Source organism: Marinobacter suaedae, assembly GCF_030519635.1.
GTDB lineage: Bacteria > Pseudomonadota > Gammaproteobacteria > Pseudomonadales > Oleiphilaceae > Marinobacter > Marinobacter suaedae.
This window is the reverse complement of the sequence record NZ_JAUMIS010000002.1, coordinates 1,067,088-1,092,705: the sequence shown is the minus strand read 5'-3', so window position 1 is coordinate 1,092,705 and position 25,618 is coordinate 1,067,088. Positions and strand designations below refer to the sequence as shown.

Here is a 25,618-nt window from a genome sequence, read left to right as displayed (position 1 = left end):
ACAAAGAATAAAGGCGGCAATCTCCAAAGTTTGCCGAGGGCGTGGAGAAGTCTTTCATGGACCGTCCAAAACATGGATGTTTTGGTCGAGCGTATACGGACGTATTCACAGCGAGTCCCTGAATGACCTCGCCGCGTCCTCAAACTCCGGAATCAGAGGACATCAAACATGAACAAAAACGACGTAGTAATCGCAGGCTCAGCAAGAACCCCAATGGGCGGCATGATGGGTGCCCTCAGCTCCGTGCGTTCGCCGGAACTCGGCGCGGTAGCCATCAAAGCTGCTATCGAAAAAGCAGGCCTCCAGCCGGCTGACGTACAGGATGTCATCATGGGCTGCGTGCTGCCGGGTGGTCTCGGCCAGGCACCGGCCCGACAGGCCTCCCGCGCCTCTGGTATTCCCGACAGCACCGGTTGCACCACCATCAACAAAATGTGCGGCTCCGGTATGCAGGCGTTGATCATGGCCCACGACCAGATCAAAGCCGGAACCAACAACATCATGATTGCCGGTGGCATGGAAAACATGAGCCAGGCCCCGTACCTGCTGCCCAAGGCACGGGCCGGAATGCGCATGGGTCACGGCCAGGTGATGGACAGCATGTTACTGGATGGTCTGGAAGACGCCTACGAAGGCGGCCTGATGGGTGTGTTCGCCCAGCGCACGGCAGACAAGCTGAACATCAGCCGGGAAACCATGGACCAGTTCGCCATCAGCTCGCTGAACAAGTCGCTGGCGGCTATCGAGAACGGCTGGTTCCGGAACGAGATGGCGCCGGTCACTGTTTCTGGTCGAGGTGGTGAAACGGTTGTCGATACCGACGAACAGCCGGGTAATGCCCGACCGGACAAAATCCCGCACCTGAAGCCGGCGTTTGCCAAAGACGGTTCTGTAACGGCCGCCAACTCGAGTTCCATCAGTGATGGCGCCTCGGCTCTCGTGCTGGCTTCCGCCGCCGAAGCGGAGTCTCGCGGCTTGACGCCCCAGGCGCGCATCGTGGCTCACGCCACACACGCCCGGCTGCCATCCGAGTTCACCCTGGCGCCCATTGGGGCGATAGAGAAGGTGCTGGAAAAGGCCAACTGGTCGGTGAACGACGTTGACCTGTTCGAGATCAACGAAGCCTTTGCGGTGGTTACCCTGGCGGCCATGCAGGCGCTGGATCTGCCGGAAGAGAAGGTCAATGTTTACGGTGGCGCTTGTGCGCTCGGGCACCCGATTGGTTCGTCCGGCTCCCGGATCATCGTTACCCTGATTAATGCGCTTAAACAGCGTGGCCTGAAGCGGGGTATTGCATCCCTGTGTATAGGTGGTGGTGAAGGGACTGCGGTGGCTATCGAGTTGCTGTAGTAGCCGCAATCAGGTTGTTTGACGTGGGGAGGTAGGCCTTTTCTGGCGGGAAAAGCTGTCTGAGCGCAGCGAGTTTCTTTTCCCAGAAGAAAAGGTCTACCTCCTCACTTCCCCCTTTGTTAGCGCCACGGAGCGCAGACACCAGAACATTCTGGCGCCTGGCCCAGTTCAGGGCAGATCCGTCACGGCCCCGGTGGAGGCAGAACTCACGGTGCGGGCGTATTTCGCCAGCACACCTCGGGTAAACCGGGGTTCTGGTTGCTGCCACGCTTTTCGCCGCTGCTCCATTTCCGACTCGGGAACGTCCACGGAGATGGTGTTGTTCACGGCATCAATGGTGATGCTGTCGCCATCTTCCACCAGCGCAATCGGCCCACCCACCGCGGCTTCCGGCGTGATATGACCAACCACGAAACCATGACTGCCGCCGGAGAACCGACCATCGGTAATCAGGGCTACATCGCTGCCCAGCCCCTTGCCCATGATGGCGGAGGTGGGACTCAGCATTTCACGCATGCCCGGACCGCCCTTTGGGCCCTCGTAACGAATAACCAGCACGTCACCGGCGACCACCGTTCCGTCCAGGATTCGTTCCTGTGCTTCCTCTTCAGAATGAAATACACGCGCCCGGCCAGCGAAGTGGGTGCCTTCCTTGCCTGTGATCTTGGCGACGGAACCTTCGGGGGCGAGGTTGCCGTACAGGATGCGCAGATGGCTGTCGGCCTTGATGGGGTTATCGAAGGCATGGATGATTTGCTGGTCCTCAGGGTAGGGAGTAACGTCTGCGAGATTCTCAGCCAGTGTTTTGCCAGTGACCGTCAGGCAGTCGTCGTGCAGCAGGCCCCTGTCGAGAAGCATTTTCATTAATGGCTGGATCCCCCCGATGGCCACCAGTTCCGACATCATGTAATGGCCGGACGGGCGAAGGTCTGCAAGGACAGGCACCTGTTTGCCGATGCGTACGAAATCGTCCAGTGACAGCTCCACGCCCATGGTGCTGGCCATCCCTAACAGATGCAGCACCGCATTGGTTGAGCCCCCGAGGGCAATGACCACGGTAATGGCGTTCTCGAAGGCGTCGCGGGTCATGATGTCCGAGGGTTTGATATCCGCCTCTAGAAGCTTGAGAACGGCCGCGCCGGCGGCTTCGCAGTCGGCCAGTTTGCTGTCAGAGACGGCATTCTGGGCCGAGCTGCCCGGCAGGCTCATACCCATGGCTTCAATGGCTGAGGCCATGGTGTTGGCGGTGTACATGCCTCCACAGGAACCCGGTCCGGGGATCGCGGTTTCCTCGATCTGTTTGACTTCAATCAGGTCCATGTTGCCCCGGGCGTGAGCACCGACAGCCTCAAAGACCGAAATGATGTCGGTGTGGTTGTCACCGGGCATAATGGTGCCGCCGTAGACAAACACCGCAGGGCGGTTCAGCCGGGCGAGCCCCATCATGCAACCCGGCATGTTCTTGTCGCAGCCACCGATGGCCACCAGCCCGTCAAAGCCTTCGCAGCCGGCCACGGTTTCAATGGAATCGGCGATCACTTCACGGGAAACCAGGGAATATTTCATCCCCTCGGTGCCGTTAGCAATACCGTCCGAGATGGTGATGGTGTTGAAAATCAAGCTCTTGCCACCAGCCTCATCCGCGCCTTTGGCCGCTTCGCGGGCGAGCCCGTCGATGTGCATATTGCACGGCGTGAGGTTGCTCCAGGTCGAGGCGATGCCGACTTGGGGTTTGCGGAAATCTTCATCGGAAAACCCGACCGCCCGTAACATAGCCCGGCTGGCGGACTTGTTGATGCCATCTACCACCGGTGCGGAATACCGGCGCCGCTTGTCCGTCGTCATGGTCAGCTCCTCATGGTCCGTTCATGCTGTCCGAAACCGTGCCACGGCGTCTGATGCCACTTCAACACCAGTCACGGTATCCAGTGTTTCCCACTGAGACTGAAGCATAGCAACTGGACGGGAGCCAACCAGCATCGGGGCCGGTGTGGAGGAATTCTTCGGCTGTTTCCATGGCCTTTGTTGGGAGCTGTACGCCGGGCCTCTCTGGCCCAGCGGTTAATCTACATGATCAGCCAGCCGGATCACGGAAGGCCCGGCAGTCGACTTTGAGTTTTTTCAGCCTCGAGGTCAGCGTGGTGGGTTTGAGACCCAGCAATACCGCAGCACCATCGCCCCCGAAAATCCGGCCCCCCGTCATTTGAAGCGCCCGGATCAGGTTGCTTTTTTCCAGCTCTCGCAGTTCCTCTTCCGTCATCAATTCGCCACTGAAATGTCTGGCAGGGATGGGCGTGGTCGAGCCTCTGGATGCAGAATCCCCCCCTGTGCCGGAAAGCTCGACATCCAGTTTGGTGTCACCGGTGATCACCTGTCGTTCGATCACGTTTTCCAGTTCCCGCACGTTGCCCGGCCAGCTGTAGGTGGACAGCAACTCGACATCCCGCTGGCGGAGTTGGAAGTAGGGGCGGTTGAACTTCTGGCTGGCGCGGTTGACGAATTCCTGGGCGAGCAGCGGGATGTCCTCCACCCGCCGGCGCAGCGGTACGGATTCGATGGGGAAGACGTTCAGGCGGAAATACAGGTCTTCCCGGAAGGTACGCTCCCGAATTTCGGCTTTGAGGTCCCGGTTGGTGGCGGCGATTACCCGAACATCCACGGCCCGGGTGCGGTTTTCGCCCACTCGTTCGAACTGCTGATCCTGCAAAACCCGGAGCAACTTGCCCTGAAGTTCGATGGGAATCTCGCCAACCTCGTCCAGGAACAGGGTGCCGCCATCCGCCAGTTCGAACCGGCCGATCCGGTCGCTGACAGCCCCGGTAAAGGCACCCTTGATGTGGCCGAAGAATTCGCTTTCAAACAGGTCCTTGGGAATGGCGGCACAGTTCACCCGGATCAGCGGGCGGTCCCGCCGTTCGCTGGCCTGATGGATAGCGCGGGCGATCAGTTCCTTGCCGGTGCCGGACTCGCCGGTAATCAGCACGTTGGCATCGGTGGGCGCCACCAGACCAATGCGCCGGACAATGCCCTTGATGGCCTCGCTCTGACCCACCAGTTCGTGGAAATGATGCTCGGCACTCAGTTCTTCCTGCAGATAGGCATTTTCCATCTCCAGCCGGCGCTTGAGGCTCTCCACTTCCTCCAGCGCCTGCTTCAGCTCGTCCCGGGCCTGCAGGCGAGCAGAGATGTCCCGGAACACCACCACTGCGCCGATGGGGTGACCGCTGTCCAGAATAGGGGTACTGGTGTATTCCACGGGGAACCCCGTGCCATCCTTGCGCCAGAAATAGTCCTCATCCACACGCCGGACGGCGGCTTCACGGAAGGCCCCGTAGATTGGGCAATCTTTGAGTGGGTACAGAGAACCGTCCTCGTGCGAGTGGTGAGCGACCCTGTGCATCACCCGTCCCATCAGTTCGTCGGCACGCCATCCGAGCATACGTTCAGCGGCCGGATTCACGAACGTGGTCCGGCCTTCCGCGTCGACACCGTAAATGCCTTCACCCACCGCATGGAGTATGAGCTGGTTTTCCCGCTCCATGTCCCGGAAAAGTTCTTCCACCCGACGCCATTCCAGCAGTCCGCCCTGATGGTAGCGATTGACCTCGTGGCGTTCCCTGAGGTTCCGAAGCTGCTGGCAATCCCGCAGCAGGAGCAGAACGGTCAGGGCCTCGGCGTCTCCGGTCCTTGAGGCGGAGATCTCCAGGTCCACGGAGTGCCCGTCCCGGTGGCGAAGGCTGAAGTCTCGGCTCCAGCTTAGGTTGCGGAACAGGGTTTCTTCGGTGAATGCGATCAGCGCCGGACGTTGCCCCGGAAATAGCCGGGTACAGGCGCTTCCGATCAACGACTGTCGGTCCACTCCGGCGAGTCGGGCCGCCGGATTGTTGGCAGCGAGAATCCGGTCAGCGCCTGCGTCTACCAGCAGAGCGGCTTCTGGCAGTTGTTCAATCCATTCGGCGGATTGGGCGGCGGGTTCGGGGTTACTGATGCGTTGGCTCGGCAGCGTAGGATCCATTCCATTTCTTCCCTGATCATTATTGGCTGCAGTAAATGAAACAAAGGCTGTGCCAACTATGAGATTTCGTTTCTGGATTGACGAGATTTCGTTTTCTACGAAATGTCGTAGTTCGGTCGCAATAGGGTGGTATGGATAAAGTCAATAAAAAACATATGGTTGTAGAATTTATCGGGTGGTGGCACGAACTCTGCGTTAGTGGGATTCAGAAGGAACGCCGAAAGGTTTTGGCGGGCGAGCCCTGAATCAGGTTTTGGGGCAAACATCGCCAGTTGCACCAAGACAGCGCAAAACATGACCGAAATGACAAAGGAGCGTGCCCATGACCATGAAAAGCCTTGGAAACCCGTTCGACGGTGATCAGTCCCTGATTCATTCAAAAGCCTGCGAATGCCCGACCTGCCAGCCGGGAACCAGTTCAAGCCTGTTGAGCCCTGCCGTCCAGAAAGTTCAGGAAGCGAAGTCGTCCGATGCACCCGACGATTCGGAGGCCATGCTGGATCGGGCCATTGAGAGTGCGGTAGTTCGCTCGGTGTTTGGCCACAACGACTTTAATCGCCGCAGCTTCATGAAGATGATGGGGGCGGGTTCGGCCGCTGCGCTGCTGGGCAGCGTCTTTCCGATGGATAAGGCCAAGGCGGCGGTCAAAGAGTCCATGGGCAAGCTGGAGAAAACCAAGCTCAACGTTGGGTTTGTACCCATCACCTGTGCGACTCCCATCATCATGGCCCACCCCATGGGCTTCTATGAGCGTTACGGGCTGGATGTCACGGTGACCAAAACCGCTGGCTGGGCGGTAGCCCGGGACAAATCCCTGGCCGGCGAATACGATGCCTCACACATGCTCACGCCGATGCCCCTGGCGATGACCATGGGCGCCGGGTCCACTCCCGAGCCTTACATCATGCCAGCAGTTGAGAACATCAATGGTCAGGCCATCGTGTTACATGTAGACCACAAGGACAAGCGCGACCCGAAGGACTGGAAAGGCTTCAAGTTCGGTGTGCCGTTCGAGTACTCCATGCACAATTTCCTGTTGCGCTATTACCTGGCCGAGAACGGGGTGGATCCCGATAAAGACGTGCAGATCCGTGTGGTTCCGCCACCCGAAATGGTCGCCAACCTGCGTGCCGGAAACCTGGATGGTTACCTGTCACCAGACCCATTCAACCAGCGTGCGGTATGGGAGAAAGTGGGCTTCATCCACATCCTCACCAAGGACATCTGGGAAGGCCACCCCTGCTGTGCCTTCGCCTGCAGCCAGAAGTTTGCGACCGAGAACCCGAATACCTACGGCGCACTGCTTCGTTCGATCATCGACGCGACCCAATACTCCCAGAACACCGACAACCGCAAGGAAATTGCCGAGGCCATTGCGCCCAAGAACTACCTGAACCAGCCGGTGCCGGTGATACAGCAAGTGCTTACCGGTTACTACGCGGACGGGCTGGGCGAGGTGCAGAACGTTCCGGACCGTATCGATTTTGATCCGTTCCCGTGGCATTCCATGGGCGTCTGGATACTGACCCAGATGAAACGCTGGGGCTATATCGAGGGTGATGTGGACTACAAGGCCATTGCCGAACAGGTCTACCTGGCGGGTGAAACCGGCAAGCTGATGCAGGAAATGGGCTATTCCGCACCGAGCGAAACCTACAAGAATCACACCATCATGGGTAAGACGTTCGATCCGACCAAGCCGGAAGAGTATGCCCGCAGCTTCGCCATCGGGAGGGTGTGACCATGGCCTCCCTGAACGTTCGGGCTGCCGTGGTGTCGATCACGTTCCTTATTCTGGTGCTGGGTATGTGGGAGATGTCTGCCCAGGCACCGGAAGCGGAAACGGCAATGACCGAGTACGAGCGTCTCATGGGTGGGGCCGACCAGGAATCCCGGGTTCCACCGCCTTCGAAGGTCATTGCACTGGCGTGGGAGGAGTTGTCCAACCCCTTCTATGACGCCGGTGCCAATGACAAGGGCATTGGTATTCAGCTCGCCTACTCCATCTATCGGGTGCTGACTGGCTATCTGGCGGCCATGGCCATTGCGCTGCCGGTCGGGTTCCTGATTGGTATGTCGCCGCTGATGTACAAGGCGCTGAATCCCTACATTCAGGTTCTGCGGCCGATCTCGCCGCTGGCCTGGATGCCGCTGGCGTTGTTCATCATCCAGGATTCCGACGCCTCGGCCATCTTTGTGATTTTTATCTGCTCCATCTGGCCCATGTTGCTGAACACCGCCTTCGGTGTCGCCAACGTGCGGGAGGACTGGATCAACGTGGCGCGAACTCATGAACTGGGGCCACTGCGCACCGCGCTGACCGTGATCCTGCCGGCCGCCGCACCCACAATTCTGACCGGCATGCGCATCTCTATCGGTATTGCCTGGCTGGTGATCGTGGCTGCCGAAATGCTCGTGGGGGGAACCGGTATTGGTTACTACGTGTGGAACGAGTGGAACAACCTGGATCTGGCCAGTGTGATTTTCTCCATCCTGATGATCGGGGTGGTGGGCATGGTGCTGGATCTGATTCTGGGCCGGGCTCAGCGCCTGGTGGAGTACAAGGAATGAGCGGGTGCGGCACATGGGTGTCGGCCCTGAACCTCCCAAGGGAGACTGGTTATGAGTAAGTCCTTTCTGGAAGTCGACGGTTTGTCCAAGGTTTACCCGGACGGGCAGGGCGGCGACCTGACGGTATTTGAGGACATTCGCTTCAGCCTGGAGAAGGGCGAGTTTGTCTGCATTATCGGGCATTCAGGGTGCGGTAAGTCCACCATTCTGAATGTGCTGGCCGGCCTGGATGAGGCTACCGAGGGTAACCTCGTGATGAATGGCAAGGAAGTCAAAGGCCCCAGTCTGGAGCGTGGTGTGGTGTTCCAGAATTACAGCCTGTTTCCCTGGAAATCGGCGCTGAAGAACATCACCTTCGCAGTGCAGGCCCGCTGGCCATCTTGGTCGAAGGAGCAGGTGCGGGAGCACAGCGAGCGCTACCTGAAAATGGTCGGACTGGACCACGCCATGCATCGTAAACCCTCGCAGCTTTCGGGTGGTATGCGTCAACGGGTGAGTATTGCCCGTGCCTTCGCTACCCGGCCTGAACTGCTGTTGCTGGATGAGCCCTTTGGCGCGCTGGATGCGCTGACCCGGGGCGTCATTCAGGACGAGCTGGTGAAGATCTGGGAAGAGACCCGCCAGACGGTGTTCATGATTACCCACGATGTGGACGAAGCCATTCTGCTGTCGGACCGCATTTTCCTGATGTCCAACGGTCCCAACGCGCGCATTGCCGAAAGTGTGAGCGTCGATATGCCGCACCCTCGGGCCCGGGCGACCATCTTTCAGAATCCGTCCTATCACAAAGTCCGGGATTACCTGGTGGATTTCCTGGTGAACCGAAGCAGCACCGCGCTGCCGGAAAAAGACGGAACACCCAAGGTGATTTCGCCCGCTGGCGGGGATTCGGCTCCCACGCCGGATGATGACTCTCAATCCGCATCGCCCGCCCACGCGGTCAATGCCTGATCTCTGTCTTAACAAGAGGAAACGACCATGATGAACAAGGAATTGATGACAGCGAAAATTCTGGAAGCAAAAGTCACCAAGGGAATGACCTGGGAGGCCATTGCCGAGGCACTGGGCATGTCGCCGGTGTTCACCACCTCAGCCTGCCTTGGTATGAACAGCATGGCCGAGGATAAGGCGTTCGCCCTGTGTGAAACCCTTGGCCTCGACAAGCAGGTGGCGGAAGCCCTGCAGGTATGCCCGAAGAAGGCCTGGGAAAGTGCTGTTCCGCAAGACCCGCTGATTTATCGTCTTTACGAGATTGTGGGTGTTTATGGCGACACCCTTAAGGAAATCATTCACGAGAAGTTTGGCGACGGCATCATGAGTGCAATTGACTTCTCGATGGAGGTAGATAAGGAGGAGAACCCGAAAGGTGACCGGGTGGTGGTGACCATGAATGGGAAGTTCTTGCCTTACAAATCCTGGTGATGGGTTAGATTCCTTTTGGATTTAGCCGAGCTCAGTCTGGGCGCGGGGAGGTAGGTCTTTTCTTCTGGGAAAAGAAACTCGCTGCGCTCAGACAGCTTTTCCCAGAAGAAAAGACCTACCTCCCCGCACCCGGCAGACCACTGAGGTTTGCTATCTCTGGCAATCCAAAGGAAGGTGTCCTCCTGTAAATCATCAGGCCGTTTTGGTCTTCGCCATCGGCTCTTTAAGCACCACTTCTATTACCGTGTGCAGTTTTTCCAACTGGGTTTTGAGCATGGCAATCGGCCGAGTGCCTTCCAGTGTCAGGGCGATGTTCAGATTCTCGCCCGCTGCATCCACCGCCATCTGAACAATTCTGAATCCGCGAATACGAATAACCTGACAAAGGCGCTCCATGGCGGCGGCTTCGTGGGTCATGGTGCAGGCAATGGCGTAGATGCCCTCGTTATTTGGGTGGGTGGTCGGATTCATGCAACGTGCTCCTTGTTGGCTTTTCGGGTGCGCTGGGATTCATCAATCATCTCGCGGTTGCTGGCACCGGGTTTGACGATTGGCCAGACGTTCTCTTCCCGGGCGATGGCAACGTGCAACAGCATCGGGCCATCGTAGGCCAGGATGGTTTCGATCCCGCGACGGATCTGGTCGGTGCGCTCGATGTGCAGGGCCGGAATGTCGAAGGCGCGGGCCATGGCCACGAAGTCGGGGTTGTCGTTCAGGTCAATGTGGCTTTCGCGGTTGTTATAGAACAGTTCCTGCTGCTGGCGAACCATGCCCAGGCACTGGTTATCCAGGATGATCAGTTTCAGTGGCAGGTTGTAGCGGCGGATGGTGGCCAGTTCCTGAGCATTCATCATGAATGAGCCGTCGCCGGCCACATTAATCACGGTGCTTGCGGGGTTGGCAAACTGGGCGCCAATGGCTGCCGGTAATCCAAAGCCCATGGTGCCCAATCCACCGCTGGACAGGTGATGGCGCGGGTGGTCGAACTGATAGTACTGGGCCACCCACATCTGGTGCTGGCCTACATCACAGGCAATGATGGTGTCGTCCGGCGCAATGCGGGACAGTTGGCGGACGAAGGCTGGGCCGGTAATGGGGGCCAGGGGCTCTTCGTTATCGGCCGTGTTGAAGCCGCCGGTGGCGTGCCAGGTTCGGCATTGCTTGCGCCATTCCCCAATGGCCAGGGGCTGTTTCTTCAGTTCTCCCGTAAATCCGTAAAGGATGCTGGTCAGGTCACCCCGCAAGGACAGGTCAGCAGCTTTGAGTTTGTTGATTTCCCCGGCATCGGCGTCAATGTGAATTATCCGGGCGTTGGGGGCGAAGGTATCCAGCTTGCCCGTGGCCCGGTCGTCCAGGCGGGCGCCGATCACCAGTAACAGGTCGCATTCATCGACAGCGCGGTTGGCCGCCCGGGAACCGTGCATGCCCAGCATCCCCAGATGATTCGGGTCGTGTTTGCCGCCGTTTCCAATGCCTTTGAGGGTTACAACGCTGGGCAGGCTAGAGGCGGCCGCGAACTGTCGAAACGCCTCTTCGGCGTGGGCCAGGCTGATACCGCCGCCGCTGTACAGCAGTGGCTTGCGGGCGGCCCGCAGCATGTCGATTGCGGTGAGCAGGTCCGGCGCCGACGTTTCGATGGACGTCGTCGGCTTGGAGGGCAGTGCCTTGGCTTCGGTCAGCAAGACATCCTTGGGGATATCAATCCAGACCGGACCGGGGCGACCGCTTTGGGCCAATTCGATAGCTTCTTCCATGATGGACGGCAGTTCGTCGGCGGATTCAACGAGGTAAGAGTGCTTGACGATGCCGAGGGTCATGCCCAGAACGTCGGTTTCCTGAAACGCATCGGTGCCAATCAAACCGGAAGGCACCTGGCCGGTGATGACCAGCATGGGGATGGAGTCGCGATGGGCGTTGGCAACACCGGTAATCAGATTGGTCGCGCCAGGGCCGGAGGTGGCAATACACACGCCCAATTCTCCGCTGGCTCGGGCGTAGCCGTCCGCCGCGAGAGCGCAAGCCTGTTCATGGCGGCATAGCACATGTTCCACATCCACATCGTCCACCAGAGCATCGTATAGCGGCATGATGCAGCCGCCGGGATAGCCAAACACCGTGTTGATGCTGTGCTGATGGAACGCTTCCAGAATGTGTTGTGCGCCGTTCATGGTCGTGTTGTCCTTTTGTGTTGCCCAATAAAGAAAAACCCCCGGGACCTTTCGGTGCCGGGGGTTTTTGGTGTCTTGTCAGGTTGTTTTATTTCACCCGCCTGTCCACGCAGAAGCCCCCGGATGGCACCACGACCACCAGGACAAGCTTCACTAGGACGACAACAGCGTTGAAATTCATTGGATAAACAATCTGCTCTGCATTCAAAAATTCGTATGGGCAAAATCTAACCCACGACTAAGACAGGGCGCAAGTGTTTCGGGGAAGTTTCTGGCTGGGCCATTCGATTTCGTTGCCGGGGTCCTGTTTGTTGTATATTTCTTCAGCGCTATTCGTGGACTGCGCCCTGAACTGTGTTCCCACTACACTAATTGATGCTTTTACCTGTCTTATGACCAATCCCCTGATGGAGCTCTACCGAGATGAGGCGTTACTGGCTGTCCACAAACCGGCCGGTCTTCTGGTGCATCGCAGCCCCATCGACAAGCACGAAACCGAGTTTGCGTTGCAGTACGCCCGCTCTCTGAACGGTGGACAGCATGTTTATCCACTACACCGGCTTGACCGTCCCACATCGGGGGTTCTGGTATTTGCACGGGATCCGGAGGTGGCGCGGACGCTCGGCCTGAACATGATGGCGGGCGAGGTGGAGAAACAATACCTGGCGGTGGTTCGTGGATGGCCTGCTGCAAGCGGCGTGATTGATTACCCTCTGAGGGACGAGCCAGAGGATCGGCGGCGCAAACATGAAGAGCAGGCAGTCCGGGATGCGTTAACCCATTACCGGACGCTGGCAACAACGACGCTGGACGTGGCCATCGAGAAATACCCAACCAGCCGCTACGCTCTGGTGGAGCTCGAACCGAAAACCGGTCGCAAGCATCAGTTGCGCCGGCACATGAAACACGTCAGTCACCCCATTATTGGTGATGCCAACCACGGACGTGGTCGCCACAATCGTTATTTTGCGGAACGCTTCGGGGAAGGGCGGCTGATGCTGGCGGCGACACGTATCAAACTGCCCCATCCTGAAACCGGGGAGGCTCTCGTTATTTCCGCGCCCCTGGAGGAGTCTTTCCGGCGGGTGCTGTCGATCTTTCCTGACCTTTCTGCGCTGGAAGGGCCAACTACCTGACTTACTGATGGGCGGGAAGGTCCTTTCGGGCGAGAAAGCGTTCCATCAATTCGTCGAACGGAACGGGTTTGCTGTATTTGTAGCCCTGCAGGAACTGGCATTGATGGGCCTGAAGCCAGTGCTCGTGCTCTTCGGATTCTACGCCTTCGGCGACGATGGCCAACCCCAGACCGCGAGCCAGGCCGATAATCGACAGGGTAATGGCGCAGTCGTCTTCGTCTCCGGGGATATCGCGGATGAAAGAGCGATCCACCTTGATGCGGCTGAAGGGCAGTGATTTGAGTCTTGAGAGTGACGAGTAGCCCGTTCCGAAGTCGTCGATCGACAGCGCCGAACCGGCTTCTACCAATTTTGTGAGGGTGTTACGAAGGGTCTGGGAGTCACCCTGAATGGCGTCCTCCGTCACTTCAAAGTGCAGGCGACCGGGGGATACGCCGTAGTCGGCACAGATCGCCTGAATATCCTCGGATAGCTGGGATGCCAATACCTGCTCCGAAGCAAGGTTAACGCTGATTGTCGGCACCTCAAGATTCTGCTTGTCCGCCCACTTGATGTCCTGGCACACGCGATGGAGAACGCACTCGCCGAGTTCGCGCATCAGGCCTGCCCCGCGCGCGACTTCCAGGAATTCAATGGGCAGCAGCATTCCGCGTTCGGGGTGGTTCCAGCGCACCAGTGCTTCTGCGCCAACCAGTTGCTTGCCGGAGTGGTCGAAAATGGGCTGGTAGAACACGTCCAGCTTCTGCTCGTGGATGGTCAGCCTGAGCTCACGTTCGAGCACAAAGCGAGAACGGGCAGTCGCCTGGATGGAGTTGTCGAACTGGCAGGCTCGGTTCGAGCCCTGACTCTTGGCGTGATACATGGCCGCCTCGGCACTCCGGAGCAATGCGTCCACGTCTTCGCCATCGCCTGGGAAGCGGCAGGTCCCCAGGCTGGCGGTCACATCCAGACTGTGACCCTGGACCTCGATCGGCTGTCTGATGGTAGCGAGAATGCGCTGGTTGAGCCTGTCTGCTTCCTCGCCCTCCGGGGGAGACGTCAGCAGTATTGAAAACTCATCGCCGCCGATTCTTGCCAGAACGTCTTTTCCGGGGATTCGCAAGGCACCCAGGCGACGCCCGATTTCGGCAATCACCGCATCGCCAGTCTGTGGTCCAAGACCATCATTAATGGTTTTCAGGCGATCAAGATCGGCCCAAATCAGCAGGAAGTTGTCGCGGCCCTGGCGGCGGGCCTTGCTGATCAGGTAACCCATTCGCTCCCGCAGGGTGTTCAGGTTGGCCAGGCCCGTCAGAGTGTCGAAGTGGGTGACGTAATCCAGCTTGCGCTTGGACTCCATCCACGCTTCGTGGGTGTTGATCAGGCTCACTGTGTCGGCCAGGGCGGCAACCAGGGACAGTTCGGGGAGAGTCCAGGTCCGGCTGTGCATGGCCTCGAGGCAGATAACGCCACTTGGGCGCGCCCCATCGAAGATGGGGGCGTCGAGCATGGAATAGATGCCGAGCACCTTCAGGTAGCCTTCGGTAAAGGTATTGGTGCGTTCGTCGGTCTGCGCATCCGATGCGTCAATCACGCGGGCGTTGGTCAAGGCGTCGAAATAGCGGGGATGCTCTTTACCCAACAAGACAAGGGGATTTTTGGAGTCGTAACCAGGGGCTCCGGATTCATGGGCTTTGGCGTCGTGGAGGTACTCGCACGTGAGCTTATCGTGACCGTGACTGAGCTCCCATATGCTGACCCGTTCCACGTTCAGTGCCGAGGCACAGAGTTCGGTTAGCGCAGCCAGCTTCTTCTCCCGCTCGTCCTGAATGAAGTCGGGGCTGTGGCTGAGCTTCATCAAGCGCTCATGGAAGTCCGTAAACAGTCGGTTCTCTGACATCACTCTCGGGTCTGTGCGAGCTGCACCGGGCCTGGTCCTTTTCTGTTTTCAGTTGGCACGGTAGGTGCTTGTTACTGCTCGAAAATGGTTGGCTAATGATGGCAATTTGTTGGCGGGCTGTCCAATCGAATTTCAAGCAAGCCTGGTACCTCCGTCAATGGGTGATTAGGTGTATGCCTTTGTTATAAAATGGTATTCTTTTATTGGCGCGGTGCGAAGGCAGGGATGCTCTGACGGTCCGTTGGAACAGGCGCAATGGAAAAAAAGAAAACACCGTATGCGTTTTCAGCTCCCCAACGAATGTGATGCTTGCGTGATTTGTGTCTGCAGTAACGATTCCGGTTACCCGGTTGATCCTTCCCTGGTGCCAGCCTGATTTTCTGCGGAGCGGCCCGGGCAGTGTGCCCATGGCCGCTCCGCTTCCAGCGTATAGGCAATGTCGAGCAAAGTGCGCTCGTCGCCATGGCGAGACATGAAATGCACGGACAACGGCAGTCCGTTCTTGCGTAATCCGGCTGGCAGCGCGATGGCCGGCGCCCCCGTTGTGTTGGCCAGAGGGGTGAAGCCCACATAGCGGACGAGTCGATCAAAGAGCTCCTCGAAAGGAACCTCGGGGCTCAAATGCCCCAGTTCAGGGGTAGGGTGACCAAGCACGGGTGTCAACACCGCATCCAGTTCGTCCAGAGCTGCCTCGTACTCCTGGGCTGAGCGACGAAGGCGCCACAGTGCCTGAGGCAAATGGTAGAACTGTTTCCTGAATTTTTTGGAAAGCCCCCGGGTCAGTCCATCAACTTTGCGCTTGTCGAATTCCCGATGAAACATCAGGCGGCCGTTGGTGGTCGCGCCAAACGCCAGGAACGCCCAGTACAACGCGAAGTCTTCGCTAAAGGTGGAGGCCACCGGCACCTCAACGGGAACCAGTGTGTGCCCCAGTTTTTCCAGCAGGCGCGCGGTGGTCTCTACCACTTCCCGGATTTCAGGATCAGTCCGGTGGCCGGTGATGGAGTCCACCACAACGCCAATCCTTAATGATTTGCCGGACGGGCCCTGGACGTTGCCTATTGGCGGTAGGCCTCGGCGATGGAAATACTGTTCCGCCTGGGCCAGAAAGTTGGCGGAGTCCCGAACGCTGCGGCTGACGATGCCATCGCTCAGAATGTTGAGGGGAAGGGCTGCGGCGGCGTCATTATGAACCAGGCGCCCGCGCGAGGGTTTCAGTCCGACCAGCCCGCAGCAGGCGGCTGGAATACGGATCGAACCACCACCGTCATTGGCGTGGGCGATGGGTACGACGCCTGCTGCGACCAGTGCTGCCGCCCCGCCGGAGGAAGCGCCGGTCGAGTAGTCCGGATTCCACGGGTTCCGGGCGGCAGGCTTGCCGGGCGGTTCGGTTGTCGCATTGAAGCCGAACTCCGGCATGCTGCTTTTGCCAAGACAGACGAGCCCCTGGGCCATCAGTTGCCTGGCAACCGGACTGGTGCGGGAGGCAATGGAACCTGGCACGGCGTCGGACCCATGACGGGTAGGCATGCCTCTAACGTCCGTGTTGTCCTTGATGGCAGTGGGAACCCCACGGAAGAATGCTTGTCCCTTACTGTCAGAGCCGGCATCGATGCGCAGGGCGTAGGCTCTGGCCATGTCAAAGGCCGTGCTTGCGAATGTGCCAAGCAGGTGGTCTACTGCCCAAGCCCTTTTTATAGCGGCGTCCGTCAGTTCGGCGGCAGAGACGTCACCGCGTCGAACACGTTGTGCCAGTGCGGTTGCGTCATCGGTACCCAAGGCATCGTCTGCGAAGGCGTGAACCGGTTCGGACATGCTAGCTCCTGAAAGCGTCGTGGCAGGGGAAGGTGTGTTTTCGTACTTTAGTGCATTGGTCCTTCCAAGGGGTATGTCATTAGGGGAACGAGCGCACAGACTTCCAAGAAATTCGGATGTGCCTCTTTCCCGGACGCTTTGCACTTGGGGAAACTGGGAATAAGCTTTAAACAAGACCGAAAACGGACAAGATTTCGATGGATTTGATAGAACCTCTGGTACGCCACTTTTTGGGCATCTTTTTCCTGATGATCGGCTTGCAGTTTTCCAGCCGGAGTCTGGGGCTCTACCGACGGATGGGGTTTTCCCACATCAATTACGGTGCCAGGGGCGCTGCGCCCTGGTGGCATCGGCAGACGTTCAATGTGTTTCGTGCCTTGATTCTTGGTGTCTGCCTGATTCGGATTTTTGCCGATATTGACGGTGTGCTGGGTGTTTTTGACAGCCTCTACCAATGGCCGGTGCTTCTTTCGGGGCTGGTATTCTTGCTGGTTTCCTACACTGCGGTGAATTACCTGCAGGCCTTCATGCACGAGGAGTGGCGTTCCGGTATTGATCCGCGAAATGACGAACGAACGCTGATTACCTGCGGGCCTTTCGGCAAATCCCGGAATCCGTTGTTTATTGCCGTCATGACCGGGCAGTTGGGCTTTTTTCTGGCGCTGCCCAGCGTGTTTTCACTGGTGTGCCTGATAGTGGGGGTATGGGTGGTTACGCGTCAGGCCCGGGAAGAGGAAAAAGACCTACTGCAAAAATTTGGCGAGGCCTACGAGCATTACCGTGCCCGCGTGCCCCGCTGGTTCTGATAGGGTTTAGTCAGGTTCCCGTTCAGCCGCTTTTTTTGCGGGCATCTTTGATGATGTCGTAGGCGTGGCTGATTTCCCGCGTCCGTTCTTCCGCCATTTCCCGCATGGTTTCCGGTAAGCCTCTCCCAGCCAGTTTGTCCGGGTGGTTTTCGCTCATCAGCTTGCGATAGGCCTTTTTAATCTCATCGTCGGAGGCAGAGGGCGAGACGCCCAGAACCTTGTAGGCGTCTTCCAATTGCTGTGAGCTTGACCGCTGGGCGGATCCGCCACCAGCGCCTGCGCGCCCGCCGAAGGAACCCCGCAACATGGCTTCCAGTTGGTCCACCTGGCTTTCCGGCAGCCCCAGTCCGCGGGCGATGCGCACGAGCATGGCGTGTTCCGCCGGGTGGATGACGCCGTCGGCTGCCACCGCCGAGACCTGTACCTGCAGGAACATCTGCAACAGGGCCGGCTGGCGGCCGCTGATTTTCAGGAAATGCGCCAGTTCCGCGTCCAGATCAAAGTCGGGGGATTTACCGCGGCCAAACGCCGCTTTCGCCTTGGCTTTGGTGGCTTCATTCAGACGAAACCGCACGAACATGGCTTCCGCCACCTGAATCTCATCACGGGTAACCTGCCCATCGGCCTTACACAGGGCGCCCATCACCGCGAACACCGACTCTACGAAGCCAGACTGGATATTCTGAATTTTACCGAGCAGGCGATCTTTCAGAATGTTAAAGGCGACTGCACCAAGAGCCGCACCAATCAGGAAACCAGTAAACCGGCCGAACGCGTAGCCAATCATGCCGCCCAGAAACAGCGCAACGAGCATCAAGAATTCCTCTGCATTTTTTTGGTTAAGTGTCTGTTCAATATACGGGGTTTTCAGTCCGGGGTCATGAACAGCCGTTCATCCACGTGGTCGATCTGTTCCGGGGCAAGGAAGCATTCAGCGTAGCGCCGGTAAATGCCAGAGCGAATAAACAGCGTGAAAATATCCCGATCTATGTGACCGTCGTCCACCATCCGGGCCACGATGCTCAAGGATTCAGTGAGTGATTTCGCGTCTTTGTAGGGGCGATCGGAAGCGGTGAGGGCTTCGAATACGTCGGCCAATACCATGATGCGTTCCGGAATGCTGAGCTGGTCGCTGGTTAAACGGCGAGGGTAGCCCTGGCCATCCATTCGCTCATGGTGGGTGCCTGCCAATCGCGGAACGTTCGCCAGCCGGTCAGGCAGCGGAAGGGTTTCCAGCATGCAGATGGTTTGCACAATGTGTTCGTTGACCCGGAACCGTTCCTCGGGGGTCAGTGTGCCACGGGTAATGGTGAGGTTGTGCAGTTCTCCCTTGTTGGCGGCAAAATCCGGAAGAGCCATGTCAAAGCCCCAGTGATTGCCGGGGTCATCTCGCTGGACCGGAGGCCGGTGTTCACCCCACGGGCGTGTGTGTTCCGGTTTGTCGCTGAGCAGGGCTTCCGTTGTGGGCAGGATCGGCTCCGGATGCTCGGCGGTGGCTTGCGCTTCGTCCCACGACAGTCCGAGTCGGTCGCTGAAGTGACGTTGCCAGGTTTGCCGGCCAATGGTGTGGATACGCTCGATGTCGGAGTCAGAGAGGGCTTCGCCGCCGTGGTTGACGCTGGCAATAAAGGCGAACTCCTGCTGGAGTCGTTTCTGCGTGGCGTCTCGCTCCTGATGGGCTTCGGCTTCGTCGTCGCCGCTTAATTGCCGTTTGAGATAGCGGATGTCTGCGTCCCGGTGCAGCACTTCAAAGCGGGTGCGTATTTCATGGATTCGGTTGTGAATGGTTTCCAGTTTGACGGCTTTATCAACGACATGCTCGGGGCTGGTGATCTTGCCGCAGTCGTGCAGCCAGGCGGCCAGTCTGAATTCATAGTGCTCTTCATCACTCAGGGTGAAGCCGGCAAAGGCCTCCTGGTCGCTGGCAATGGCCTCGGCCACCAGCATCTCCGCTAACTGGGGAACCCGGGTGCAGTGGGCTGCCGTGTAATGGGACTTGGAGTCGATGGCGTTTGCAACCAGCTGGATCGTGCCGTCCAGCAGGGCCTGCTGGCTTTCGATCAGTTCCCGCGTCTCGATGGCCACGGCCGCCGAGCCGGAAATCTGATGCACGAACGCAACCATCTCGTCGCTCAGATGTGCGTGATCGCCGCGCTCCATCTCAATCACCAGAGCTCCGACCAGCTTGCCGTTCCTGTTGCGCAGTATGGTGACCAGTGGATGCCCGGCAAGCTGCTGGCCCAGGCTTCGGATCATCTCCTCGTTTGGTTGTGCCGACGACACTCCCTTGATGTGTTTTGGCAGGCCAGGATCTTTGTCGACGGCGAGATTCAGGGCTCCGGCTTGTTTGCTGAATAGGTAAATGCCGCCACGCTTTTCCCCGACGATGCTCAGGATCTGGGTCAGAATGTCGTGTAATAACTCGTTCAGGTTCTGGCCAAGGTTAAGAACATTGGAAATGCGCTGAAAGCTGCTGATGGAGCCGGCCATGTCATCCAGGGCGGAGCCCAGTTGATGGGCTTCCCTGACTCGTGAGGTGGGCGCCTCCCAGTTATCAAAGCGAAACTGTGACAATTGGCCCACCCGGTTGGTGAGAGTTTCCAGCGGGCGGGCCACCCGCCGGCCCAGGAACCAGCCAATGATGGCCATAGAGAGCCCGATCAGGCCGGCAATCAGAGCCTGTTGAGTCAACAGCTTCCAGACCTGCGCCAGAAGTTCTTTCGATGGGATGACGACCGCAACGGTCAGCGGTTCTTCCTCGAAAACATTGGAAGTCTCGGTGGTGCCATACCAGTACTGGCCATTCATCCTGAAACGCCGGACAGAACTGCTACCAATCGTGGTGCCTTTGTGTTGGGCAGCTGCCAGAAGCACTGGCTCATTCTCGGCACCACCGCCGGTGTCAACCAGGATCTCCTGCTCACCATTCAGGATAGCGACACGGGTATTCGCGGTGGGTTTGAGTTCGGACAACTGGCTCTTGATATCGGACACCGTGGCATCCATTCCGAATACAGCATCGCCTTCGCTGGCCCGGTGCGAGAGAGTGATTCCGGTTTCTCCGGTGGAAAAAAAGACATAGGGCGGAGAGAGTTCGGCCTGGGCCGAACGGGTAGCAGTCCGGAACCAGTCGCGGTTTCTGGGGTCGTAGTCGCTTTCCTGAATCGTTGGCTCGCCTATGGGGTTCAGTGCTGCATCGTAGAAGTGCCGCAGGCGCTGGCCCTTGCTTCCATCGGGTGCCGAGGCCTGGACAAGGTAGGCCGCGCCTCTGGGAGCGTCATGGAATTGAACCAAACCAGAGCTCACGACTTTACGTAGCTGGAAGAATTCGCCGTTTGGATAGCCCACGTAAACCGCGCTGACAACTTCGCTGGCCTTCAGAATGTCGACGATGGCTGGCAGGCGTTCCAGGCGCTCCTCCAGGTTTTTGGCCTGGCCCAGAGGGTCGTGGCTTAACAGAGCCAGGGTAATGGCCGGTGGCCGCGTCACGGAGCGAAGCCGGTCGTCTGCGTTCATCACCAGTTGGTGGGCTGCGTCGCTCGCGGCGGTCACTTTGGCTCGTTCCAGGCCAAGAAAACTTTGGCCGACCATGATCAGGGTCAGTAGCAACATGCCCAAGCTGACCGCCGCAGCAATAAGCATCGCCAGCGAAACTCGTGGGGCAGGGTGGCGTCGGGGCATCGGGGGATCCTTTAAAACCAGGCCGGAGTTTGGGCGTGAAGGAGATTGGTATTACCTTATGAAGGTTAGACCCGGAGCGGTTATTTTTCTGGCATAGGGCAGAGTGAACAATCATGACCATGGATCTGTTTCAGGATCAGCCGGCGGAGCAATACAGCGAAAGGATCGTTGAAGGCGCGGTGGTGCTTCGGGGACGGGCCTGTGATTCGGATCGGGATTTGCTGGATGCCATTGCGATGGTAGCGCGGACGGCCCCATTTCGGCACATGCTGACCCCGAGTGGCCATACCATGTCCGCCGCCATGACCTGCTGTGGGCAACTGGGCTGGGTTACCGATGAACGGGGGTATCGATACCAGAGTGAAGACCCGCTTACTGGCAGGGCATGGCCCGACATGCCCCCTCCGCTGTTCAAATTGGCAAATCAAGCTGCCCGAGAGGCGGGCTATCCGGATTTCATGCCAGATGCCTGTCTTATCAACCGTTACGAGCCCGGGGCCAGGATGGGCCTGCACCAGGACAAGGACGAGCAGGATTTCAGTCAGCCCATTGTGTCTGTATCGCTTGGCTTACCCCAGGTATTCCAGTTTGGCGGCGCAAAGCGGAATCAGCGACCTGAAAACATTCCCCTTGGTCATGGCGATGTAGTGGTCTGGGGAGGGCCTTCCCGACGCTTCTATCATGGTGTTCTGCGCTTGAAAGAGGGTGAACACCCACTGACTGGCCGTTACCGCTATAACCTGACCTTTCGAAAGGCAGGCTGATTATTGCAGCCAGGCCACCGAGAGTCCCGCGGCCATGGATAGCATCATCGGGACGGCCACCAGCTTGCCAGCTTGCCGATCGCCGATGCCCCAGGCCATGGCGGACTTCACCAGATTATTGGTAGCTGCAGCGATCACCACGGCCAGTGCTGCCACATCCAGCGCCAGGCGGTCGTGGGACATACGGGTTAGTGACAGCGTGATGGCGTCTACGTCGGCAATGCCCGAGGTAAACGCCAGCATGTAGATACCCGCCGTGCCCAGCCATTCCTTGAGCAGTTCACCCAGAAGCAGAATGGCTGTGAGCAGCACGCCGAACACCACTGCAGAGGGCAGGTCCAGGGGGTTTTGCTTCAGTTCCATAGTGCTGAGGGCTGGCTTGTGGGAGTGCTGTCGCCAGATCAGCCAGGCCGGAATGTACAGCAGGGCTGCCATGGTGATGACGGGTGCCACCAGGAAGGGCAGCAAATCGCGATTAATCACGAATCCATACACCAGAATCCTGGGGAACATAGTGCCGCAGGCGATCAGTATGCCCGAGGCAAGCTGAGGGGCGATCTGGGGGTTGTCGGCAGACTGGCGGGCATAGTTCAAAGTCAGCGCGGTGGAGGAACTCAGGCCGGCAAACAGACTGGTAAACAGGATGCCCTTTCGGGTGCCGGCAACGCGCATGGCGAAGTATCCCACGAACGACACAGACGCAATCAACACCACCATCCACCAGATTTCCCGCGGGTTGAGCGCGCCGCCCGGCCCCATCTTTTCATCGGGCAGGAGGGGAAGCAGGACGACGGAAATCAACAGCAGCTTCAGGGCCGCGTCCAGCTCATGTTCCTTCAGTTTGCTCACCCAGCCATGAATGTCTTGCTTGTTATCCAGAATCACCGCCGTTACCACCGCTGCCGCCGTCGCCATCACGGGGTCCACGGCCACGGCAATCGCGCCGAAACAGAAGGTGAGCACCATGCCCACCATGCTGGTGATACTGAAATTGCGGATATGGGCAAGGCGCTGACTGTAGCCAACCACGTTCATGGCGACCACGCTGGCCAGTAATACCGGAAATGCCCAGGCGGTGATAGCCTCCGAAAGAACCGCGGAAACGCCGCCCAGCAAGCCTACCAGCGCAAAGGTCCGGATACCGGCAATGCGTTCGCCCGATTTCTGGTCCCTGGCATCCCAGCCCCTTTCCAAGCCAATGATGGCCCCCAGCAGCAAGGCGACCGCCAGGTTAATGGTGGTCTGGTTAGTGGCGATGAACTGGCTGCTGACCTCGTCCATAGGTGTTTGGCTTCCATAAGTTGCGGAAAAGGCAGTTGTTATTGTAGCTGCCAGGGGCAAAGAGCATAAACCCAGCGGTCATCCCTTACCTTACGTGCCATGGGCGAATCTGATAAGCTTCGCGGCCCTTGTTTACTACCCTGTAAGGTCAAAGCCCACCGGCATCCCGAAGCTCCCGTTGTCCCGGCGTCCAACCTTTTGCCGCATTCTATCTATTCGGACCTTCGTTGTGATCTTCCGGCCCGCTCTGTGAGCGTCTTTTGACCCGCTTTACCAAAAACGGAACCCGACATGGTTAATACACTGAAAAACGAATGGTTATCCAACATTCGAGGCGACATTCTCTCTGGCATCGTGGTGGCCTTGGCGCTGATCCCGGAGGCCATTGCCTTCTCCATCATTGCGGGCGTGGATCCCAAGGTCGGCCTGTACGCCTCTTTCTGTATCGCGGTGATCATTGCCTTTGTGGGTGGTCGCCCGGGCATGATTTCTGCGGCCACTGCCGCTATGGCGGTACTGATGGTCACGCTGGTCAAGGAGCATGGGCTGCAGTATCTGCTGGCAGCCACTATCCTGACCGGTGTCATCCAGATTGTTGCCGGCTACCTAAAACTCGGCAGCCTGATGCGGTTTGTCTCCCGATCGGTGGTCACCGGCTTCGTGAACGCGCTGGCCATACTGATTTTCATGGCTCAGTTACCAGAGCTGACCAATGTGACCTGGCATGTGTACGCCATGACGGCGGCCGGGCTGGGCATTATCTACCTGTTCCCGCTGCTGCCCAAAGTAGGCAAGACGATTCCTTCACCGCTGGTGTGTATTGTGGTCCTGACCGTGGTGTCCGTTTTGATGGGGCTGGATATCCGTACCGTGGGCGACATGGGTGAGCTGCCGGATACGCTACCGATCTTCCTGTGGCCGGATGTGCCCCTGAACATGGAAACCCTGATGATCATCCTTCCCTACTCGATTCCTCTGGCCATCGTGGGCCTGCTGGAATCGATGATGACGGCCACCATCGTGGATGACCTGACCGACACCGAGAGTGACAAGAACCGGGAGTGCAAAGGGCAGGGCATCGCCAACATTGGCTCCGGCCTGATCGGTGGTATGGCCGGCTGCGCCATGATCGGCCAGTCTGTGATTAACGTGAAATCCGGTGGCCGTACCCGTCTTTCGACCCTGATTGCCGGTGTCTTCCTGCTGATTATGGTGCTGGTGCTGGATAACCTGCTGGTACAGATTCCCATGGCGGCACTGGTGGCGGTCATGATCATGGTCTCCATCGGTACCTTCTCCTGGGAATCCATTCGCAACCTCAAAGAGCACCCGGTCTCCACCAACCTGGTGATGCTGGTGACGGTGATCGTGGTGGTCGCCACACACAACCTGGCGTACGGTGTGCTGGCCGGGGTACTGCTTGCGGCCCTGTTTTTCGCCAACAAGATTGGTCACTACATGATCGTCCGTTCCGAACTGGACGATCAGACCAATACCCGCACCTACAAGGTGATTGGCCAGGTATTCTTCAGCTCGTCGGAAAAATTCCTGCAATCCTTTGATTTCAAGGAAGCAGTCGATAAGGTAGTGATTGATCTGAGTCGCGCCCATTTCTGGGATATCACGGCGGTGGGGTCGCTGGACAAGGCGGTCATCAAGTTCCGCCGGGAAGGGGCGGACGTTGAGGTGATTGGTCTGAACGAAGCCAGCGCCACCATCGTCGACCGCTTTGGAGTGCACGACAAGCCGGACGCCGTTGACCAGCTCATGGGCCATTGAGATGACCCAGGCCAAGGCATCCGGAGACGATCGCAGCCAGAATAATAATCAGAACGATCAGCAAGGTGAGGTGAACATGCAACGAGTTGTGGCTTGTATCGACGGTTCTCGCGCTGCACCGGCCGTCTGTGATTATGCATCCTGGGCCTGCCGCCACATGCAGGCACCCATGACGCTCCTGCACGTACTGGACGAAGAGCGCTTCCCTGCAGAGCCCGACCTGGCCGGCAATATTGGCCTGGGAAGCCGGGAACAATTGCTGGAGGAACTGGCAGAGCTGGACCGCAAGCGCGCCAAGCTCGCTCTTGAGCACGGCCATAACATGCTGGATGAGGCGGAGCGCCGGGTTCGCGATTCAGGCGTCGAAGACATCAGCAAGCGCCAGCGCCACGACGACCTCACGGCGTCGCTGCTGGCGCTTGAGAGCGAGACGCGCCTGCTGGTGATGGGGCTGCATGGCGAGAGCAGTTCGGATCGTGACATTCACATCGGCAGTCAGCTGGAAACCGTGATTCGCAGTGTCCACCGTCCGATCCTGCTGGTGCCCGATGAATTCAACGCACCCAAGAGCGCAATGCTGGCGTTCGATGGCAGCGTGACGGCACTGAAGGGCGTGGAAATCCTCGCCAACAGCCCCGTCCTCAAGGGCATGCCTTTGCATCTGGTGATGATTGGCGCCGACACCAACGACCAGTGGGAACAGCTGAAAAAAGCCAGGAAAATGCTTGATCCGCTGGGCTCAGACATCACCATGGCTATCCGGGCTGGAGATGTAGAACCGGCCCTGCATGAGTATCAGCAGGAGCATGATATTGATGTGCTGGTCATGGGTGCCTATGGACACTCCAGAATCCGCCAGTTCCTGGTGGGTAGTACCACCACCCAGATGCTCAAGACGGCGACGACGCCACTGGTGATTTTGCGCTGATTTGTGAAAACGTAAAAGGGCAG

At 58.4% G+C, this 25,618-nt stretch carries 19 protein-coding genes; 10 read left to right on the top strand and 9 right to left on the bottom strand.

Annotation, left to right across the window (positions count from 1 at the left end; genetic code table 11):
• Nucleotides 1–168 precede the first annotated feature (168 nt).
• Complete coding sequence (locus QVZ43_RS13785; protein WP_302910389.1) at nt 169–1,350, top strand: acetyl-CoA C-acyltransferase; 1,182 nt, start codon at nt 169–171, stop codon at nt 1,348–1,350.
• A gap of 168 nt (nt 1,351–1,518) precedes the next feature.
• Here QVZ43_RS13785 and ilvD read toward each other — a convergent pair whose 3' ends face one another.
• Both ilvD and QVZ43_RS13775 read right to left on the bottom strand, forming a co-directional pair.
• Complete coding sequence (gene ilvD / locus QVZ43_RS13780) at nt 1,519–3,195, bottom strand: dihydroxy-acid dehydratase (protein WP_302910388.1); 1,677 nt, start codon at nt 3,193–3,195, stop codon at nt 1,519–1,521.
• A 229-nt stretch (nt 3,196–3,424) separates the two neighbouring features.
• Complete coding sequence (locus QVZ43_RS13775) at nt 3,425–5,365, bottom strand: sigma 54-interacting transcriptional regulator (protein WP_302910387.1); 1,941 nt, start codon at nt 5,363–5,365, stop codon at nt 3,425–3,427.
• A gap of 322 nt (nt 5,366–5,687) precedes the next feature.
• On the opposite strand from QVZ43_RS13775, the gene QVZ43_RS13770 reads away from it, so the two are divergent.
• Genes QVZ43_RS13770 through cynS form a run of 4 tightly spaced genes read left to right on the top strand, consistent with a single transcriptional unit; the run spans nt 5,688 to nt 9,358 of the window.
• Nucleotides 5,688–7,106 carry an ABC transporter substrate-binding protein gene (locus tag QVZ43_RS13770; RefSeq protein ID WP_302910386.1) on the top strand — a complete coding sequence of 473 codons (1,419 nt, stop codon included), beginning with the start codon at nt 5,688–5,690 and terminating at the stop codon, nt 7,104–7,106.
• A 2-nt stretch (nt 7,107–7,108) separates the two neighbouring features.
• A complete protein-coding gene (ntrB, locus tag QVZ43_RS13765; RefSeq protein ID WP_223793003.1) occupies nt 7,109–7,936 on the top strand; it encodes a nitrate ABC transporter permease in 828 nt (275 codons plus the stop codon).
• Between the two features lie 51 nt (nt 7,937–7,987).
• A complete protein-coding gene (locus tag QVZ43_RS13760; protein WP_302910385.1) occupies nt 7,988–8,887 on the top strand; it encodes an ABC transporter ATP-binding protein in 900 nt (299 codons plus the stop codon).
• Between the two features lie 27 nt (nt 8,888–8,914).
• On the top strand, nt 8,915–9,358 hold the full coding sequence (gene cynS / locus QVZ43_RS13755; RefSeq protein WP_302910384.1) for a cyanase: 444 nt from the start codon (nt 8,915–8,917) through the stop codon (nt 9,356–9,358).
• A 192-nt stretch (nt 9,359–9,550) separates the two neighbouring features.
• On the opposite strand, the gene QVZ43_RS13750 is transcribed toward cynS, so the two are convergent.
• The gene (locus QVZ43_RS13750; protein WP_302910383.1) at nt 9,551–9,829 is read right to left on the bottom strand and encodes an ACT domain-containing protein; all 279 of its coding nucleotides are present in this window, start codon (nt 9,827–9,829) and stop codon (nt 9,551–9,553) included.
• Nucleotides 9,826–11,526 carry an acetolactate synthase 2 catalytic subunit gene (ilvG, locus tag QVZ43_RS13745; protein ID WP_302910382.1) on the bottom strand — a complete coding sequence of 567 codons (1,701 nt, stop codon included), beginning with the start codon at nt 11,524–11,526 and terminating at the stop codon, nt 9,826–9,828. The genes QVZ43_RS13750 and ilvG overlap by 4 nt, the downstream gene beginning before the upstream one ends.
• A 407-nt stretch (nt 11,527–11,933) precedes the next feature.
• Here ilvG and QVZ43_RS13740 point away from each other — a divergent pair, with 407 nt between their 5' ends.
• Nucleotides 11,934–12,662, top strand: coding sequence for a pseudouridine synthase (locus QVZ43_RS13740; RefSeq protein ID WP_302910381.1), 729 nt, complete (start codon nt 11,934–11,936; stop codon nt 12,660–12,662).
• Nucleotide 12,663: 1 nt separating this feature from the next.
• Here QVZ43_RS13740 and QVZ43_RS13735 read toward each other — a convergent pair whose 3' ends face one another.
• The gene (locus QVZ43_RS13735) at nt 12,664–14,541 is read right to left on the bottom strand and encodes a sensor domain-containing phosphodiesterase (protein ID WP_302910380.1); all 1,878 of its coding nucleotides are present in this window, start codon (nt 14,539–14,541) and stop codon (nt 12,664–12,666) included.
• 342 nt (nt 14,542–14,883) lie between these two features.
• Complete coding sequence (locus QVZ43_RS13730; protein WP_302910379.1) at nt 14,884–16,356, bottom strand: amidase; 1,473 nt, start codon at nt 16,354–16,356, stop codon at nt 14,884–14,886.
• A 197-nt stretch (nt 16,357–16,553) separates the two neighbouring features.
• Between QVZ43_RS13730 and QVZ43_RS13725 the strand changes: the two genes are divergently transcribed.
• On the top strand, nt 16,554–17,162 hold the full coding sequence (locus tag QVZ43_RS13725) for a methyltransferase family protein (RefSeq protein ID WP_302910378.1): 609 nt from the start codon (nt 16,554–16,556) through the stop codon (nt 17,160–17,162).
• A gap of 22 nt (nt 17,163–17,184) precedes the next feature.
• On the opposite strand, the gene djlA is transcribed toward QVZ43_RS13725, so the two are convergent.
• Complete coding sequence (gene djlA / locus QVZ43_RS13720) at nt 17,185–17,976, bottom strand: co-chaperone DjlA (protein WP_223793012.1); 792 nt, start codon at nt 17,974–17,976, stop codon at nt 17,185–17,187.
• 53 nt (nt 17,977–18,029) lie between these two features.
• Nucleotides 18,030–20,843, bottom strand: coding sequence for an HD domain-containing phosphohydrolase (locus QVZ43_RS13715; protein ID WP_302910377.1), 2,814 nt, complete (start codon nt 20,841–20,843; stop codon nt 18,030–18,032).
• A 113-nt stretch (nt 20,844–20,956) separates the two neighbouring features.
• Here QVZ43_RS13715 and alkB point away from each other — a divergent pair, with 113 nt between their 5' ends.
• The gene (gene alkB / locus QVZ43_RS13710; protein WP_302910376.1) at nt 20,957–21,607 is read left to right on the top strand and encodes a DNA oxidative demethylase AlkB; all 651 of its coding nucleotides are present in this window, start codon (nt 20,957–20,959) and stop codon (nt 21,605–21,607) included.
• On the opposite strand, the gene QVZ43_RS13705 is transcribed toward alkB, so the two are convergent.
• Nucleotides 21,608–22,888, bottom strand: a complete 1,281-nt coding sequence (locus tag QVZ43_RS13705; RefSeq protein ID WP_302910375.1) for an MgtC/SapB family protein — start codon at nt 22,886–22,888, stop codon at nt 21,608–21,610.
• 291 nt (nt 22,889–23,179) lie between these two features.
• On the opposite strand from QVZ43_RS13705, the gene QVZ43_RS13700 reads away from it, so the two are divergent.
• Both QVZ43_RS13700 and QVZ43_RS13695 read left to right on the top strand, forming a co-directional pair.
• Nucleotides 23,180–24,667 carry a SulP family inorganic anion transporter gene (locus QVZ43_RS13700; RefSeq protein WP_302910374.1) on the top strand — a complete coding sequence of 496 codons (1,488 nt, stop codon included), beginning with the start codon at nt 23,180–23,182 and terminating at the stop codon, nt 24,665–24,667.
• A gap of 76 nt (nt 24,668–24,743) precedes the next feature.
• Entirely contained in the window at nt 24,744–25,595 is an 852-nt protein-coding gene (locus QVZ43_RS13695; protein ID WP_302910661.1) for a universal stress protein, read from the top strand.
• Nucleotides 25,596–25,618 lie beyond the last annotated feature (23 nt).

Coding starts and splice junctions, on each gene's coding strand:
- QVZ43_RS13725 (WP_302910378.1), top strand. CDS start 16,554: ATGGATTTGATAGAACCTCTGGTACGCCACTTTTTGGGCATCTTTTTC.
- QVZ43_RS13785 (WP_302910389.1), top strand. CDS start 169: ATGAACAAAAACGACGTAGTAATCGCAGGCTCAGCAAGAACCCCAATG.
- QVZ43_RS13760 (WP_302910385.1), top strand. CDS start 7,988: ATGAGTAAGTCCTTTCTGGAAGTCGACGGTTTGTCCAAGGTTTACCCG.
- cynS (WP_302910384.1), top strand. CDS start 8,915: ATGATGAACAAGGAATTGATGACAGCGAAAATTCTGGAAGCAAAAGTC.
- QVZ43_RS13715 (WP_302910377.1), bottom strand. CDS start 20,843: ATGCCCCGACGCCACCCTGCCCCACGAGTTTCGCTGGCGATGCTTATT.
- QVZ43_RS13775 (WP_302910387.1), bottom strand. CDS start 5,365: ATGGATCCTACGCTGCCGAGCCAACGCATCAGTAACCCCGAACCCGCC.
- ilvD (WP_302910388.1), bottom strand. CDS start 3,195: ATGACGACGGACAAGCGGCGCCGGTATTCCGCACCGGTGGTAGATGGC.
- ilvG (WP_302910382.1), bottom strand. CDS start 11,526: ATGAACGGCGCACAACACATTCTGGAAGCGTTCCATCAGCACAGCATC.
- alkB (WP_302910376.1), top strand. CDS start 20,957: ATGACCATGGATCTGTTTCAGGATCAGCCGGCGGAGCAATACAGCGAA.
- QVZ43_RS13700 (WP_302910374.1), top strand. CDS start 23,180: ATGGTTAATACACTGAAAAACGAATGGTTATCCAACATTCGAGGCGAC.
- QVZ43_RS13750 (WP_302910383.1), bottom strand. CDS start 9,829: ATGAATCCGACCACCCACCCAAATAACGAGGGCATCTACGCCATTGCC.
- ntrB (WP_223793003.1), top strand. CDS start 7,109: ATGGCCTCCCTGAACGTTCGGGCTGCCGTGGTGTCGATCACGTTCCTT.
- QVZ43_RS13705 (WP_302910375.1), bottom strand. CDS start 22,888: ATGGACGAGGTCAGCAGCCAGTTCATCGCCACTAACCAGACCACCATT.
- djlA (WP_223793012.1), bottom strand. CDS start 17,976: ATGCTCGTTGCGCTGTTTCTGGGCGGCATGATTGGCTACGCGTTCGGC.
- QVZ43_RS13770 (WP_302910386.1), top strand. CDS start 5,688: ATGACCATGAAAAGCCTTGGAAACCCGTTCGACGGTGATCAGTCCCTG.
- QVZ43_RS13735 (WP_302910380.1), bottom strand. CDS start 14,541: ATGTCAGAGAACCGACTGTTTACGGACTTCCATGAGCGCTTGATGAAG.
- QVZ43_RS13695 (WP_302910661.1), top strand. CDS start 24,744: ATGCAACGAGTTGTGGCTTGTATCGACGGTTCTCGCGCTGCACCGGCC.
- QVZ43_RS13730 (WP_302910379.1), bottom strand. CDS start 16,356: ATGTCCGAACCGGTTCACGCCTTCGCAGACGATGCCTTGGGTACCGAT.
- QVZ43_RS13740 (WP_302910381.1), top strand. CDS start 11,934: ATGGAGCTCTACCGAGATGAGGCGTTACTGGCTGTCCACAAACCGGCC.